Origin of the sequence: Streptomyces sp. NPDC019531, from assembly GCF_044903305.1 — a bacterium.
Taxonomy (GTDB): domain Bacteria; phylum Actinomycetota; class Actinomycetes; order Streptomycetales; family Streptomycetaceae; genus Streptomyces.
This window is the reverse complement of the sequence record NZ_JBJDQL010000035.1, coordinates 44,920-58,669: the sequence shown is the minus strand read 5'-3', so window position 1 is coordinate 58,669 and position 13,750 is coordinate 44,920. Positions and strand designations below refer to the sequence as shown.

Sequence of the window (13,750 nt, the reverse complement as noted above, 5' to 3'; positions counted from 1 at the left end):
ACACGGGTCGGACAGTCAGCGTCCGTCGTAGCCCGCCGTGGGCATCGACAGCCTGCGGTGCACCCGGGCCTTCATCTGGGCGTCGTACAGGGGCTCCGCGAAGCCCACGGTCTCGACCCGGACCCCGCGCCGGGCGCACTCGGCGGTGAACTCCTCGACCGAGGACAGGGCGCTCTCCAGAACCCGTCGGCTGGGGGCGACGAAGACGTCGGTACCGGCCCGCACCCCGTCCCACAGCACACAGTGGTCAGCCCTGAGCCCCCGCACCAGCAGTTCCCGCCGCACGGTGTACCCCCGCTCCGCTGCCCAGCGCGCGCACATCGCGTGCTGACTGCGGGAGTCCACCAGGAAGGGGTCGGCGTCCAGTTCCTCAAGCGGCGTCAGACTCGCGATCGCCGTGACACGGACCGGTCCCATGGTGTCCCCCTCACCTCCGGGTTTCGCCGCCGACCCTACTCCAGCCCGTAGGCTTCGGGGAGTCGCACGAAGGAGGCAAAGAGGTGCCGGTGGAGATCACCTGGTGGGGTCACGCCACGTGCACGGTCACGGATTCAGACGTACGCGTGCTCACCGACCCTCTGTTCGCCCGCCGGCTAGCGCATCTGCGCCGGCGGCGCGGAGCGGTACCGCCGCCCGGCGCCTGGCGTGCCGACGTCGCGCTCGTCTCCCACCTGCACGCCGACCACCTACACGTTCCCTCGCTGGCCCGTCTCGGTCCGGGCACGCACCTGCTCGTGCCCCGGGGCGCACCACGCCAGGTGCCGGGGCTGCGCCGGCTCACCCACCTCCGGGTGCAGGAGATGGCGCCCGGGGACGAGACACGCGTGGGTGACCTGGTCATACGTGCCGTACCCGCGCTGCACGACGGGCGGCGGCTGCCGGTCGGGCCGCACCGGTCGCCCGCGCTCGGCTATGTCGTCGAGGGCTCGGCGCGTACCTACTTCGCCGGTGACACCGGGCTGTTCGACGACATGGCCAAGGAGGTCGGGCCGGTCGACGTGGCACTGCTGCCGGTCGGCGGGTGGGGGCCGTATCTCGGAGAGGGGCACCTCGACGCGGGACGCGCGGCCCGGGCGCTGGCGCAGCTCGCGCCGCGCAGCGCGGTGCCCGTGCACTACGGGACGTACTGGCCGATCGGGATGGACGCGGTGCGGCCGCATGAATTCCACGCGCCGGGCCCGGAGTTCGTGCGACTGGCGGGCGCGTTCGCGCCCGAGGTGGATGTGCACCGGCTGGAACACGGGGAGAGTGTGCGGCTGGAGGTCGCGCGGTGACGGTGCTTGCAGCGGCCTCTACGGGGGTGACGCCGGGGTCCGCCCAGCAGGCGATCGGGTATCCGACCTTGTTCCTGCTGGTGTTTCTGGGGGCGTTGGTGCCGGTGGTGCCCACGGGGGCGTTGGTGAGTTCGGCCGCCGTCGTCGCGTTTCATCAGGCATTGCCCTTTGCCCTGCTGTATGTGTTCGCGACGGCCTCGCTCGCCGCGTTCCTCGGGGACATCGCGCTGTACTGGCTGGGGCGGCGCGGGATGAGGTCGAAGAACGGGTCGCGGTGGCTGGAGGCGATCCGGTCCCGGGCGCCGGAGGAGCGGCTTTCGCAGGCGCAGGGGAAGTTGGCGGACCACGGGGTGGCCGTGCTGGTGTTGTCGCGGCTGGTGCCGGCCGGGCGGATTCCGGTGATGCTGGCCTGTCTGATGGCCGAGTGGCCGCTCAGGAGGTTTGTCCGCGGGAATCTGCCGGCCTGTCTGGCGTGGGCCGTGACATACCAGTTGATCGGGATTCTTGGGGGCTCGTTGTTCAAGGAGCCCTGGGAGGGTGTGGTGGCGGCGGTCGCGCTGACCGTGGCGATCAGCGCGGCGCCGAGTGTGTGGAAGCGGATTCGGGCTGCCGGATGAGGTGTCGTTGCGGGGTGAGTGGGGGCCTGTCGCGCCCACGCGGCGGAGCCGCAGATCGATACAGCCCCGCGCTCCTATGGGCGCTCCAGGATCCGTGAGCTTCCAATGGGAAGGTCCCACAGATCCTCGCGGGCCAGGCCCGCCTTCTCCCAGGCCTTTCGCACCCTCGTCAGCGGTTCCAGTACCGGTTCCGCCGACAGCACGAACGTCGCCCAGTGCATCGGGGCCATCCTGGCCGCGCCGAGGTCCACGGCCGCCCGCACCGCCTCCTCCGGGTCGCAGTGGACGTCGCTGAGCCACCAGCGGGGGTCGTAGGCGCCGATGGGGAGAAGGGCCAGATCGATGCCGGGGTAGCGGTCACCGATGTGGGAGAACCAGTGGCCGTAGCCGGTGTCGCCGGCGAAGTAGACGCGTTGGCCGTCCTGAGCCGTGAGGATCCAGCCGCCCCAGAGGGTGCGACAGGTGTCCATCAGCGTTCGCTTGGACCAGTGGTGGGCGGGGACGAAGTCGAAGCGGACGCCGTTCAGTTCGGCCGCCTCCCACCAGTCCAGTTCGGTCACCGCGGTGAAGCGGCGGCGGTGGAACCAGCGGGCCAGGCCGGCCGGGACGAAGACCGGGGTGTCGCGCGGGAGGCGGCGCAGGGTCGGGGCGTCGAGGTGGTCGTAGTGGTTGTGGCTGATGACGACGGCGTCGACGCGCGGCAGGGCCTTCCAGTCGATGCCGACCGGGGTGATGCGGGCCGGGGTGCCCAGGATGCGGCGGGACCAGACGGGGTCGGTGAGGATCGTGAGGCCGCCGATCCGGACCACCCAACTGGCGTGTCCCGCCCAGGAGACGGCGATCGTGCGGGCGTCGACGGCGGGGAGCGGGCCGGGTTCGTAGGGCAGCTTCGGGATGTCGGCGAGGCCCTCGGGGCCGGGGCGTACGGCGCCCTCGCGGGCGAAGCGGGCCATGGCCTTCAGACCGGGCAGGGGGGCGGTCAGACGGTCGTGGAAGGACCGCGGCCACGCTCTGCGCTCCCCCGGCGGGCGGGGTGCGGCGAGCGGCGGGGACGGGGGCGCGAAGGAGGACGGGGAGGACGGGGCCGGGGGCTCGTCGGCCACTCGGGTGCTGGTGGTCGACTCGGACTGCTGCGTCATCGAGGAGGCTCCCATCGCTGAGCGTCGTCGCGGAGGTCGTCGAAGACCGACTTCAAGCTGATCAACGCGCGTTGCACGTGTGGCAGTTCCAACGGATTGGGTGACGTGAGACATTCCGCGCGTTCCTCGTCCGTGGCGCCGAGCAGCGGGCCGGTGGCCAGCCGGACGCGCAGCGCGCCGAGGTCGTCGCCGAAGCGGTGGCCGCCGGGTGTGGGCATGCCGAGCCGGGCGGCGAGGAAGTCCTCCAGGTCCTGGGCGTCGCCGACACCCTGGGCGGTGAGGGCGGGGCGAAGGGGGCCGAGGTCGACGTAGAGGTGGCGGCCGGCCTGCGGGGGCCTGCAGAGAGCGCCCGCGCCGGTGACGACGGCGTGCGCGGCGGCGGCCACGCGCGCGTGAAGGTGTCCTACGACGGTGCGATGGGCTGTGATCGGCTCGGGCTCGGTGAGGGCGTGCGCGGCGGCCGCGGCGACGGGGGCCGCGACGCGGGCGTCGAGGGCGGTCAGTACGTCCAGCACGCGCGCGCGGAGGCCGTCGCCGCTGCCGTTCGCCGGGAAGCGGGCGATGGCGGCCGGCCAGCCGGTCGGGAGCAGGCTGCCGGCCAGATCGGTGACGACGGTGACCCGGTCGGGAAGCATCTCGGCGGGGCTGAGCAGGACCGTCTTGTGCGGGGCGTGCAGGGTGTCGCGCCACGTCTCGTCGCTGACCAGGTGCAGGCCCTCCCCGGCGGCGGCCTCGACGGTCTCGTGCAACACCTCGGGCGGTGCGACGGTGGCGGTGGGATCGTCGGCCACGGACAGCACCAGCAGCCGCGGGTCACCGCCCTCGGCACGCATCCGGCGCACGGTCTCCAGAAGGGCGTACGGATCCGGGACACCGCCGCACTCGGCCGGTGTCGCCACATGGAAGACGGGTCTTCCCAACAGGCGTGCGTACGGCCCCCACCAGGCGGCACAGGGGCGGGGCACCAGGACGTCGCCGCCGAGCGCCGCGGTCAGAGCCAGCAGGAGGGAGGGGGCGCCGGGGGCGGCGGCCATGTGGTCGGTCCTCGCGGGCAGGCCGCGGCGGGCGCCGTAGTCACAGGCGGCGGCCAGGAGCGAGAGACCGCCGCCGACGGGTTCGGCGTGTCGGCGCGCGGCCGCGGCGGCGAGGACGGCGGTGAGTTCGGGGAGCACGGGCAGTCCGTCGTCGGGCGGCGGGGGGCCGTAGCGGACGGGGCCGCGGCCCTCCGGATCGGTCCGCATGGTCACCTCCCGTATGCCGCCCTGCGGGGGCTCGCCGGGTCCGCCGTCTCGTCCTGTCGCGCCTGGCGCGCTCCTCGCGCTCTAAGTACCCACGGTGCCACCGGCCCATGGGCGCCCGTGCGGGTTGCACCCGTCACACGGGGCTGACGTTTCGTGTCAGACGTCCGCCGCGGGAGCCCTGCGGCGCAGGCGGTAGACGGCGCCGGCCGCGGCGCCCGCGATCAGCAGCCCTCCGGTGACGAGGGCGGGCACGCTGTCGGTGAAGCTGCCGCCCTGGCCGGCGCGGACGGGGCGCTGGATGACCGCGGTGTCACAGGCCGTGGTGGGCGGTTCGGCTCGCGGTTCGGTGTGCGGTTCGGTGCACGGGCGGTCGCCGCCGCTTTCGGTGCTTTCGGTGCTGCCGGTGCTGTCAGTGCTGTAGGTGCCGCCATTGCTGTCGGTGCTGTAGGTGCTGTCGGTGTCGGTGCTGCCGGTGCTGCCGGAGCTGCCGGAGCTGTCAGTGCTGCCGGTGCTGTCGGTGTCGGAGCTGCCGGAGCTGTAAGTGCTGTAGGTGCTGTCGTTGCTGACGTTGAAGGTGGCGCTCCATGCCTTGCCCTGTGCGCGGTCCGCGGTGGGGCAGGTGCCGTCGACGGTCCACGCGGAGTCCGTGCCGTCACCGCTCTCACCGCCTTGGAGCTCCTGGTCGGCGGCGATGCGTGCGATGCCGCTGTAGGCGGGGCCGGAAACCCCGTCGTCGTTGCCGGGCACCAGCTGCAGCAGGACGGTCTCCGTGTCGAAGGCCTGCGAGGTGGCGTCGAGGGTGGCGGGCGGCGTACCGGTGTCGGGGTCGCAGGAGACGGACACGGTGACGCTGCCGCCGGGGGTCACACTGCTGGGGCTGACTTCCGCGGCCGGGTCCGCGAAGGCGTTCGGCGCGGCGACGCCGAGGGTGATTCCGAGTGCGGGAAGGACGACGGACAGGGCCCGGAGACGGGCGGTGCGGCGCATGGGGCGGACTCCTTCGGCCGACGGCTGCGGGGCCCGTCGTCGGGCGTCGGAGGTACGACGACTGGACCTGGGGGCACGGCGGTCGTACCCATGGCCATCACAGCCCGCCGGGCCCCGCCCCGCGCGCGGCCGGACGCCATTGGCGGGACGGGCAGGGCCGAGTGGGTGACCCCCGCACACCGACGGTGACATCGAAGGCACGGCTTCCTTCAGAACCGCCGCGCTTGGAGCCTTGCCGCTTCAGTCCCCGAGCACCTCAGACCCGTCCTGTCTGGGGCCCCGACCGCATGGACCCCGGCGGCTCCAAGCCCGTCCCGCCCGGAGCTCCGACCATGGACCCCAGCCGCTTCAAACCCGTCCCGCTTGAACCCCGGCCACTCCGGCCCCGTCCCACCCGGAGCCCGTCGGCATGGACCCCAGCCCGCTCCAGACCCGCCCCACCCGAGGACCCGACCGCATGGGCCCTGGACACCCCAGACCCGCCCCGCCCAGAGCTCCGACGGCATGGACCCCAGCCACTCCAGACCCGCCCCGCCCAGGGCCCCTCCACATGGACCCCAGCCCCGCTCCAAGCCCTTCCCGCCTGAGGGCCCGCTCCTTTGAACCCCGGCCACTCCACACCCGCCCCGCCCGGAGCCTCGTCCGCACGAATCCGGCCACTCCAGACCCGCCCCGCCCAGGGCCCCTCCACATGGACCCCAGCCCGCTCCAAACCCGCCCCACCCGAGAACCCGACCGCATGGGCCCTGGCCACCCCAGACCCGCCCCACCCGAGGGCCAAGGCCGCGTGCGCCCCGCCGGGTTTCGGCTCGGGCCGCTTCGGTCCGGCCCGGTCAATCCGCCGCCCCGTCAGGCCGCCGCGTCCCGCATGATCTGCTCGCGCAGGCGTCCGCAGCAGCGGCTGATCAACCGGGACACGTGCATCTGGGAGATGCCCAGCTGCTCGGCGATCCGGCTCTGCGTCATGTCGCCGAAGAACCGCATGTAGAGGATGGCGCGCTCCCGCTCGGGCAGTGCGGCCAGCCGGGGCTTGACGGCCTCGCGGTCGACGACCGTGTCCAGTGCGGGGTCGGGCGAGCCGAGCGCGTCGGCGAGCGAGTAGCCGTCCTCGCTGCCGGGCAGTTCGGCGTCGAGGGAGAGCGCGGTGAAGCTCTCCAGGGCCTCCAGGCCGACCAGGACGTCCTCCTCGCTCATGCTCGCGTGCGCGGCGATCTCGGCGACGGTGGGCCGGCGGCCGGGGATGGTCTGGGAGAGGTCCTGGGAGGCAAGGCGGACGCGGTTGCGCAGGTCCTGGACCCGGCGCGGTACATGCAGAGTCCACATGTGGTCGCGGAAGTGCCGCTTGATCTCGCCGGTGATGGTGGGGACGGCGTAGCTCTCGAAGGCGCTGCCGCGCGCGGGGTCGTAGCGGTCGACGGCCTTGACCAGACCGAGGGCCGCGACCTGACGCAGGTCGTCGAAGCTCTCACCGCGGCTGCGGAAGCGGCCGGCGAGCCGGTCGGCCATGGGCAGCCAGGCCTCCACGACCTGTCCGCGCAGGGTGTCGCGCTCGGCGCCCGGGGGCAGCTCGGCGAGCCTGCGGAAGGCGTCGGCCGTGTCGGGTGCGTCATCGTGCGGGTGGTGCTTCGCGCTCACTGAAGTGGGCATGTGCGTCGCAACTCCCTAGATCGTGCTCTGGGTTGGACGATCGGAGTGGGAGCGCGTCCGCGAAGGGGACCGGGCAGACGCGACCGTGGCGGCAGGGGGCCGCTCCCACAGACGTGCCTCCGGTCCGAAGCACTGAGACTGCGCCTGCCCCCGGCCCCCGGCGGCAAACCCGGGGTGCAGGTTTTCCGGGAGCGCGCAGGGTGACTCGTAAGGCTGCCTGTGCCATCTATGTCCGGGAGGTCAGCCCATGAGCACCAAGGTGTCCGATCACATCCTCGAGCGGCTGCGCGAATGGGGTGTGGACCATGTCTTCGGCTATCCGGGCGACGGCATCAACGGCCTGCTGGCGGCCTGGGGGCGGGCCGACAACCAGCCGCGGTTCGTGCAGTCCCGGCACGAGGAGATGTCCGCGTTCGAGGCGGTCGGTTACGCCAAGTTCAGCGGCCGCATCGGAGTGTGCGCGGCGACGTCCGGGCCCGGCGCGATCCACCTGCTCAACGGCCTGTACGACGCCAAGCTGGACCATGTGCCGGTGCTGGCGATCGTCGGACAGACGCACCGCACCGCGATGGGCGGTTCGTACCAGCAGGAGGTGGACCTGCACACCCTGTTCAAGGACGTCGCCTCGGAGTTCGTGGAGACGGTGACGGTCCCCGAGCAGCTGCCGAACGTCCTGGACCGGGCGATCCGCACCGCGTACGCCCGCCGCTGTCCGACGGCGATCATCATTCCCGGGGACGTGCAGGAGCTCGACTACTCGGCGCCCACGCACGAGTTCAAGATGGTGCCGTCCAGCCTGGACCGCAGCGACTGGACGGCGGTGCCCTCCCAGGAGGCCCTGGAGAGGGCCGCGGAGATCCTCAACTCCGGTGACAAGCCCGCGATCCTGATCGGTCAGGGCGCGGCCGGAGCACGCGCTGAGGTGGAGCGGATCGCCGAACTGCTCGGCGCGGGCGTCGCCAAGGCGCTGCTCGGCAAGGACGCCCTGAGCGACGAACTCCCTTACGTCACCGGCTCGATCGGCCTGCTGGGTACCCGGCCGTCGTACGAACTCATGCGGGACTGCGACACCCTGCTGACCATCGGGTCGTCGTTCCCGTACACGCAGTTCATGCCGGAGTTCGGCAAGGCGCGCGGTGTGCAGATCGACATCGACCCGCACATGGTCGGGATGCGTTATCCGTACGAGGTGAATCTCGTCGGCGACGCGAAGGCCACACTCCAGCGGCTGATCCCGATGCTGGACACGGAGCGCGGTGGGCGCGAGTGGTACGACACGGTGTGCGACAACGTCACTCGCTGGCGTGAGGTGATGGACCGGAGGGCACAGCAGTCGGCCGATCCGATCAATCCGGAGTTCGTGGCCCGCGCCCTGGACCCGCTGCTGCCCGACAACGCGATCGTCACCTCGGACTCCGGCTCCACAGCCAACTGGTACGCCCGGCACCTGACCATGCGGCCGGGCATGCGCTCGTCGCTGTCCGGCACGCTGGCCACGATGGGGCCCGGGGTGCCGTACGCCATAGGCGCGAAGTTCGCGCACCCGGACCGGCCGGCGATCGCGCTGGTCGGGGACGGGGCGATGCAGATGAACGGGCTCGCGGAGCTCATCACGGCGGCGAAGTACCGCGATCTGTGGGAGGACCCGAGGCTGGTCATCGCCGTGTGGAACAACCACGACCTCAACCAGGTCACCTGGGAGATGCGGGCCATGGAGGGCGCCCCCTCGTTCCTGCCCTCGCAGGAGCTCCCGGACGTGCAGTACGCCGCGTTCGCCCGCTCCCTCGGGCTGACCGGCATCAGGGTCGAGAAGCCCGAGGACGTCGAGGCGGCCTGGCGGGCCGGTCTGCAGGCGGACGGGCCCGCCGTCCTGGAGTTCCTCACCGACCCCGCCGTGCCGCCGATCCCGCCGCATGCCACGTGGGAGCAGATGGAGGCCACGGCGGCCTCGATCCTCAAGGGCGACGCGGACCGGGCGTCCATGGTGAAGCAGGGCTTCAAGGCGAAGGTGCAGGAGTTCCTGCCGGGGCGGGAGAAGAAGTAGCCGGTGGGTGGGCGGCCGGTTCGAGCCGGTCGCCCTTCTCATCGGGCAGCAGCAGTTCCTCGTAGCGGCCCAGTGCGAGCACCACGCCGAGCATGAGGAGCGGTATGAGCGCGGCGAGGAACACCATCGCCTGTCCTTCCCGAGGGAGGTGCGCGGGGGGTCCAGGCCGGGTCTCCCGGCTTCGGCGAAGCAAACCCCGTCTTCGGTGCCGCAAACCCTGTGTCGGCCTCCGGTGCACGGGTACGCGGTGCGGACCCCGAAGATCTGGAGGGAGACATGCAGCGAGGCAGCGACCGGCTGAGCCGCCACCGCGACGACGAGATGAAGCACGAACTCCAGGGTCTGCTCCGCTCCGGGCATCCCACCCGGAGCGAGGAGTGGAACGATCCGGAGCCGACCGCCGACGACGATCCGCAGGTCTGGGGCGGCCCCGTCGCACCGGGCCGGGCCGGGGCGTCGCTGGAGACCGTCCGACTGGAACTGGCCCGGATCCTGGGCCGCAGTTCGTTCCCCGCCACTCCCGTGGAGCTGGGGCGGGTCCTGCGCCGCAAGAACGCCCCCGACATCCTCGCCGATGCGGTGGAGGGGCTGCCACGCAAGGAGAACTACGGCAATGTGCAGGAGCTCGCTCGGGCGCTGACCCGGACGGAGGGCACTCCGTGACGGCCGAGCTCGTGCGGGACGTGATGACGCCCGGTGTGGTGGCCGTACGCCCGGACGCCTCGCTGGTCGAGGCGGCGCGGCTGATGCGCGCCCAGGACATCGGCGATGTGCTGGTCGCCGATGGTCAGCGGGTCGTGGGCCTGCTCACCGACCGGGACATCACGGTCCGGGCCGTCGCCGACGGTGTCGACCCGCTGACGGTGAGCGCCCAGTCGGTGTGCACACCCGATCCGCTGACGGTCGCTCCCGGGGACCCGGTGACCCAGGCGGCCGCGCTGATGCGCGCGCACGCGGTACGACGGCTGCCGGTGATCGAGAACGGGATGCCGGTCGGCATGGTGAGCCTCGGGGACCTCGCCGAGGCACGGGACCCGGGCTCGGCACTCGCCGACATCAGCCGCGCTGATCCGGAAGACGGAGCGCCCGTATGAACCGGGGACGGGCCGCGGAGATCAGCGCCACCGGTGCCACGGTCGACGTCGGGGACGTGACCACTCGGTATCTCCTCTACGGGCTGCTGCCCAGCTGGTTCGTGCCGGGCCTCGCCGACTGGGTGATGCACCGGCGCACCAGGATCGAGGAGACCGCCGGGACGAAGGAGTCCCTCATCCACTCGCTGATGATGGCCGAGGTCGGCATCCCCATCGCGCTGACCCTGCGCTACGAGGTCAACCCCCTGCTGCTGACCGTGCAGTTGGGCGGCGCCGCGGTGCACGAGGCGACCGCGCTGTGGGACGTGAAGACAGCCGTCGACAGCGACCGCGAGGTCAAGCCGGTCGAGCAGCACATCCACAGCTTTCTGGAGTCGCTGCCGTTCGGCGCACTGGCCGCCCTGATGTGTCTGCACGCCGACCAGGTCCGGGCACTGGCGCGGGGCGGACGAGGCCACAAGGACGCCTGGCGGCTGGTGCCACGGCGGCGGCCGCCGTCCCTGGGTTACCTCGCGGGCATCGGCGCCGCGATCGGCACGTGTGTGCTGCTGCCGTACGGGGAGGAGCTGTTGCGCTGCGTGCGCACGGCCCGTGCAAGGAAAAAGCTTTCCAGGAAAGGTCGTTGAACCATCATGCGCATCGCGTTTCTGACCGCGCCCGAGGGCGTGGAGCAGATCGAGCTCACCGATCCGTGGCAGGCGGCGGTGGACGCGGGCCACGAGCCCGTGCTCGTCTCGACGAAGCCCGGGAAGATCCAGGCCTTCAACCACCTCGACAAGGCGGACACGTTCCCCGTGCAGGAGGTCGTGGGCGAGACGTCCGCGGACTCCTTCGGCGGGCTGGTGCTGCCCGGCGGGGTGGCCAACCCCGACTTCCTCCGCATGGACGAGAAGGCGGTGTCGTTCGTCGCGGACTTCTTCGCACAGAAGAAGCCCGTGGCCGCGATCTGCCACGCCCCGTGGACGCTCGTCGAGGCGGACGTCGTACGGGGCCGGGTGCTCACCTCCTGGCCGAGCCTTCGGACCGACATCCGCAACGCGGGCGGCACCTGGGTGGACGAGCAGGTCAAGGTCTGCGACCACGGCGACAACAAGCTGGTCACCAGCCGCAAGCCGGACGACCTCAAGGCGTTCTGCGAAGCGTTCCTCGACGTGTTCCAGAAGGAGGCCGCCTGATGGACCGCGACCACACCGACATGGACACCTCGGCGTCCGGCGACCGCAAGCAGCGACAGCGCGAGAGCTTCCACGCGGACGACCCGGCCACCGGGCCGCTCACCACCGACCAGGGAGTCGAGGTCGACCACACCGACGACTCGCTCGCCGCCGGTGAGCGCGGTCCGACGCTGATGGAGGACTTCCACTTCAGGGAGAAGCTCACCCACTTCGACCACGAGCGGATCCCGGAGCGGGTGGTGCACGCGCGGGGCGCGGGAGCGTACGGCTACTTCGAACCGTACGAGTCCTGCGCCGAGTTCACCCGTGCCGCCTTCCTCCAGGACCCCGCGGTCCGCACGCCCGTCTTCGTACGGTTCTCCACCGTGCAGGGGCCGAGGGGCTCGGCGGACACCGTGCGGGACGTGCGCGGTTTCGCCACCAAGTTCTATACGTCCGAGGGCAATTACGACCTGGTCGGGAACAACTTCCCGGTCTTCTTCATCCAGGACGGCATCAAGTTCCCCGACTTCGTGCACGCGGTGAAGCCGGAGCCGCACAACGACATCCCCACGGGCGCTTCCGCGCACGACACCCTGTGGGACTTCGTGTCGCTCCAGCCGGAGACGCTGCACGCGATCATGTGGCTGATGTCGGACCGGGCGATCCCGCGCAGCTACCGCATGATGCAGGGCTTCGGTGTGCACACCTTCCGGTTCGTGAACGCCGAGGGACGCGGCACCTTCGTGAAGTTCCACTGGAAGCCGAAGCTGGGCGCGCACTCCCTGGTGTGGGACGAGGCGCAGGAGTGCCAGGGCCGCAACCCGGACTTCAACCGGGGCGACCTGTGGGACGCCATCGAGGCCGGCGAGTACCCGGAGTGGGAGCTGGGCGTGCAACTGGTGCCGGAGGAGGACGAGTTCGCGTTCGACTTCGATCTTCTCGACGCGACGAAGCTCATCCCGGAGGAGCAGGTCCCGGTGCGGCCGATCGGCCGGATGGTGCTCGACCGCAACCCGGAGAATTTCTTCGCCGAGACCGAGCAGGTCGCCTTCCACACCGCCAACGTCGTGCCCGGGATCGACTTCACCAACGATCCGCTGCTCCAGGCCCGCAACTTCTCCTACCTGGACACCCAGTTGATCCGGCTCGGCGGCCCCAACTTCGCCCAGCTGCCGGTGAACCGGCCGGTGGCTCCGGTGCGCACGAACCAGCGCGACGGCTATCACCAGAGCGCGATCCACCGGGGCACGAACTACTTCCCGAACTCCCTCGGCGGGGGCTGCCCGGCCCACGCCGGAGTCGACGGGAAAGCGTTCACCCACTACGCGGAACGCGTGGACGGGCACAAGATCCGGCGGCGCAGCCCGAGCTTCCAGGACCACTACAGCCAGCCGGCGCTGTTCTGGAACAGCATGACCGACTGGGAGAAGCAGCACATCGTCGCGGCCTTCCGGTTCGAGCTCGGCAAGGTCGACGCGATGACGGTACGGTCCCGCACGGTCGATCAACTGGCCAAGGTGGACGACGAGTTGGCCGCCCAGGTGGCACGCGGTGTCGGTGTGCCGGCGCCGTCCGGGCCCGAGACGTCGTACAAGCAGGCCTCCCCCGCGCTCAGTCTGGAGTCGTTGCACGGCGACGGCTCCATCCGCACCCGGCAGATCGCGGTCCTCGTCACCGACGGGATCGACGCCGAGCAGGTGACCTCGGTGCGGGAGCGGCTGGCCGCCGAGGGCGCGATCGTGGAGGCGCTGGCTCCGGCGGACGGGGTGGTGCGGGGCGCCGACGGCGAGCTGTACACCGTCGACCGTGCGCTGCCGACGGTCGCCTCCGTGCTGTACGACGCCGTCCTGCTGCCCGGCGGTCCCGTGGGCACCCCGCCGGCGGCCGCCGACCAGGACGCGATGCGGTTCGTGCGGGACGCCTACCGGCACGGCAAGCCGATCGGGGCGCTCGGCTCGGGCGTCGGGATCCTGTCGTCCCTCGAACCGGAGGGGCTCAGGCTGTCCACCGAGTTCCATCGCGTGGAGGCCGACCAGGGCGTGGTGACGGAGACGTCCCCTGGTCCGGCGGGCGAGGAGTTCCTGAACGCGTTCGTGGCCGCGATCGCCGCGCACCGGCACTGGGACCGGCTGCCGATGCGCCACTGAGCCCTTCGGGCACACCATCGGTGACCTGCTGATCACGTGATCGGCAGGTCACCGCCTGTTGAAGGCCGTCAGTCCAGTGCCGGCGTCGCCGACTCCCCCTGGCCCCGGTCCCGGGCGCCCTCCCTGGTGCGGCCCGCGGACACCATCCGGTGCGGGTTGCGGCGCAGGTACTCGCCCTCCAGGCGGGCCATGCGCTCGTTGTGCACCCTGAGCGCGTCGTTCGAGCCGTAGAGCAGCGTGTCGTGCCGCGTGCGGTGGATCGTCTCCAGCTCTTTCATCAGCTGCTGGTCGTCCAACCGGCTGGGGTCGACTCCGGTCATGGTGGTACCCCGCTCGTCGTGTTCGTCCATGCGCTTCGGGTACCCGCCCGGCAAGCACTACCGCAATGCCCCCGAGCGGCATC

General features: G+C 71.6%; 15 protein-coding genes. 8 read left to right on the top strand and 7 right to left on the bottom strand.

The window, feature by feature from the left end:
- Window positions 1-15: 15 nt before the first annotated feature.
- Window positions 16-417, bottom strand: a complete 402-nt coding sequence (locus ACI2L1_RS32360) for a hypothetical protein (protein WP_404742968.1) — start codon at window positions 415-417, stop codon at window positions 16-18.
- Between the two features lie 83 nt (window positions 418-500).
- Here ACI2L1_RS32360 and ACI2L1_RS32355 point away from each other — a divergent pair, with 83 nt between their 5' ends.
- Window positions 501-1,274, top strand: coding sequence for an MBL fold metallo-hydrolase (locus ACI2L1_RS32355; protein WP_404742967.1), 774 nt, complete (start codon window positions 501-503; stop codon window positions 1,272-1,274).
- A complete protein-coding gene (locus tag ACI2L1_RS32350) occupies window positions 1,271-1,891 on the top strand; it encodes a DedA family protein (protein WP_404742966.1) in 621 nt (206 codons plus the stop codon). The genes ACI2L1_RS32355 and ACI2L1_RS32350 overlap by 4 nt, the downstream gene beginning before the upstream one ends.
- Window positions 1,892-1,965: 74 nt before the next feature.
- Here the strand turns inward: ACI2L1_RS32350 and ACI2L1_RS32345 are convergent, their stop codons facing one another.
- The 4 genes from ACI2L1_RS32345 to ACI2L1_RS32330 all read right to left on the bottom strand — a co-directional run bounded on the left by ACI2L1_RS32345 (window position 1,966) and on the right by ACI2L1_RS32330 (window position 6,905).
- Window positions 1,966-3,030, bottom strand: a complete 1,065-nt coding sequence (locus ACI2L1_RS32345; protein WP_404742965.1) for an MBL fold metallo-hydrolase — start codon at window positions 3,028-3,030, stop codon at window positions 1,966-1,968.
- Window positions 3,027-4,271, bottom strand: a complete 1,245-nt coding sequence (locus ACI2L1_RS32340) for an aminotransferase class I/II-fold pyridoxal phosphate-dependent enzyme (protein ID WP_404742964.1) — start codon at window positions 4,269-4,271, stop codon at window positions 3,027-3,029. The genes ACI2L1_RS32345 and ACI2L1_RS32340 overlap by 4 nt, the downstream gene beginning before the upstream one ends.
- A 156-nt stretch (window positions 4,272-4,427) precedes the next feature.
- A complete protein-coding gene (locus tag ACI2L1_RS32335; RefSeq protein ID WP_404742963.1) occupies window positions 4,428-5,258 on the bottom strand; it encodes a hypothetical protein in 831 nt (276 codons plus the stop codon).
- An 849-nt stretch (window positions 5,259-6,107) separates the two neighbouring features.
- On the bottom strand, window positions 6,108-6,905 hold the full coding sequence (locus tag ACI2L1_RS32330) for an RNA polymerase sigma factor SigF (protein WP_404742962.1): 798 nt from the start codon (window positions 6,903-6,905) through the stop codon (window positions 6,108-6,110).
- 247 nt (window positions 6,906-7,152) lie between these two features.
- Here ACI2L1_RS32330 and ACI2L1_RS32325 point away from each other — a divergent pair, with 247 nt between their 5' ends.
- The gene (locus tag ACI2L1_RS32325; protein WP_404742961.1) at window positions 7,153-8,949 is read left to right on the top strand and encodes a thiamine pyrophosphate-requiring protein; all 1,797 of its coding nucleotides are present in this window, start codon (window positions 7,153-7,155) and stop codon (window positions 8,947-8,949) included.
- On the opposite strand, the gene ACI2L1_RS32320 is transcribed toward ACI2L1_RS32325, so the two are convergent.
- The gene (locus ACI2L1_RS32320; RefSeq protein WP_404742960.1) at window positions 8,903-9,076 is read right to left on the bottom strand and encodes a hypothetical protein; all 174 of its coding nucleotides are present in this window, start codon (window positions 9,074-9,076) and stop codon (window positions 8,903-8,905) included. The two genes, ACI2L1_RS32325 and ACI2L1_RS32320, sit on opposite strands and share 47 nt — an antisense overlap.
- Window positions 9,077-9,225: 149 nt before the next feature.
- Between ACI2L1_RS32320 and ACI2L1_RS32315 the strand changes: the two genes are divergently transcribed.
- Genes ACI2L1_RS32315 through ACI2L1_RS32295 form a run of 5 tightly spaced genes read left to right on the top strand, consistent with a single transcriptional unit; the run spans window position 9,226 to window position 13,347 of the window.
- Window positions 9,226-9,612 (top strand): DUF2795 domain-containing protein, encoded by a 387-nt coding sequence (locus ACI2L1_RS32315; RefSeq protein ID WP_404742959.1) that lies wholly within the window; start codon window positions 9,226-9,228, stop codon window positions 9,610-9,612.
- Entirely contained in the window at window positions 9,609-10,043 is a 435-nt protein-coding gene (locus tag ACI2L1_RS32310; RefSeq protein WP_404742958.1) for a CBS domain-containing protein, read from the top strand. The genes ACI2L1_RS32315 and ACI2L1_RS32310 overlap by 4 nt, the downstream gene beginning before the upstream one ends.
- Complete coding sequence (locus ACI2L1_RS32305) at window positions 10,040-10,669, top strand: diguanylate cyclase (protein ID WP_404742957.1); 630 nt, start codon at window positions 10,040-10,042, stop codon at window positions 10,667-10,669. The genes ACI2L1_RS32310 and ACI2L1_RS32305 overlap by 4 nt, the downstream gene beginning before the upstream one ends.
- Window positions 10,670-10,675: 6 nt before the next feature.
- Window positions 10,676-11,218: a type 1 glutamine amidotransferase domain-containing protein gene (locus ACI2L1_RS32300; RefSeq protein WP_404742956.1), complete on the top strand. Its 543-nt coding sequence runs from the start codon at window positions 10,676-10,678 to the stop codon at window positions 11,216-11,218.
- Window positions 11,218-13,347: a catalase gene (locus ACI2L1_RS32295; RefSeq protein WP_404742955.1), complete on the top strand. Its 2,130-nt coding sequence runs from the start codon at window positions 11,218-11,220 to the stop codon at window positions 13,345-13,347. The genes ACI2L1_RS32300 and ACI2L1_RS32295 overlap by 1 nt, the downstream gene beginning before the upstream one ends.
- A 68-nt stretch (window positions 13,348-13,415) precedes the next feature.
- Here ACI2L1_RS32295 and ACI2L1_RS32290 read toward each other — a convergent pair whose 3' ends face one another.
- Entirely contained in the window at window positions 13,416-13,697 is a 282-nt protein-coding gene (locus ACI2L1_RS32290; RefSeq protein ID WP_404742954.1) for a DUF6158 family protein, read from the bottom strand.
- Between the last annotated feature and the right edge of the window lie 53 nt (window positions 13,698-13,750).

Bases quoted from the DNA above. Each gene is read 5' to 3' on its own strand.
- ACI2L1_RS32360 (WP_404742968.1), bottom strand. From the start codon at position 417: ATGGGACCGGTCCGTGTCACGGCGATCGCGAGTCTGACGCCGCTTGAG.
- ACI2L1_RS32345 (WP_404742965.1), bottom strand. From the start codon at position 3,030: ATGACGCAGCAGTCCGAGTCGACCACCAGCACCCGAGTGGCCGACGAG.
- ACI2L1_RS32340 (WP_404742964.1), bottom strand. From the start codon at position 4,271: ATGCGGACCGATCCGGAGGGCCGCGGCCCCGTCCGCTACGGCCCCCCG.
- ACI2L1_RS32335 (WP_404742963.1), bottom strand. From the start codon at position 5,258: ATGCGCCGCACCGCCCGTCTCCGGGCCCTGTCCGTCGTCCTTCCCGCA.
- ACI2L1_RS32330 (WP_404742962.1), bottom strand. From the start codon at position 6,905: ATGCCCACTTCAGTGAGCGCGAAGCACCACCCGCACGATGACGCACCC.
- ACI2L1_RS32325 (WP_404742961.1), top strand. From the start codon at position 7,153: ATGAGCACCAAGGTGTCCGATCACATCCTCGAGCGGCTGCGCGAATGG.
- ACI2L1_RS32320 (WP_404742960.1), bottom strand. From the start codon at position 9,076: ATGGTGTTCCTCGCCGCGCTCATACCGCTCCTCATGCTCGGCGTGGTG.
- ACI2L1_RS32315 (WP_404742959.1), top strand. From the start codon at position 9,226: ATGCAGCGAGGCAGCGACCGGCTGAGCCGCCACCGCGACGACGAGATG.
- ACI2L1_RS32305 (WP_404742957.1), top strand. From the start codon at position 10,040: ATGAACCGGGGACGGGCCGCGGAGATCAGCGCCACCGGTGCCACGGTC.
- ACI2L1_RS32300 (WP_404742956.1), top strand. From the start codon at position 10,676: ATGCGCATCGCGTTTCTGACCGCGCCCGAGGGCGTGGAGCAGATCGAG.
- ACI2L1_RS32295 (WP_404742955.1), top strand. From the start codon at position 11,218: ATGGACCGCGACCACACCGACATGGACACCTCGGCGTCCGGCGACCGC.
- ACI2L1_RS32290 (WP_404742954.1), bottom strand. From the start codon at position 13,697: ATGGACGAACACGACGAGCGGGGTACCACCATGACCGGAGTCGACCCC.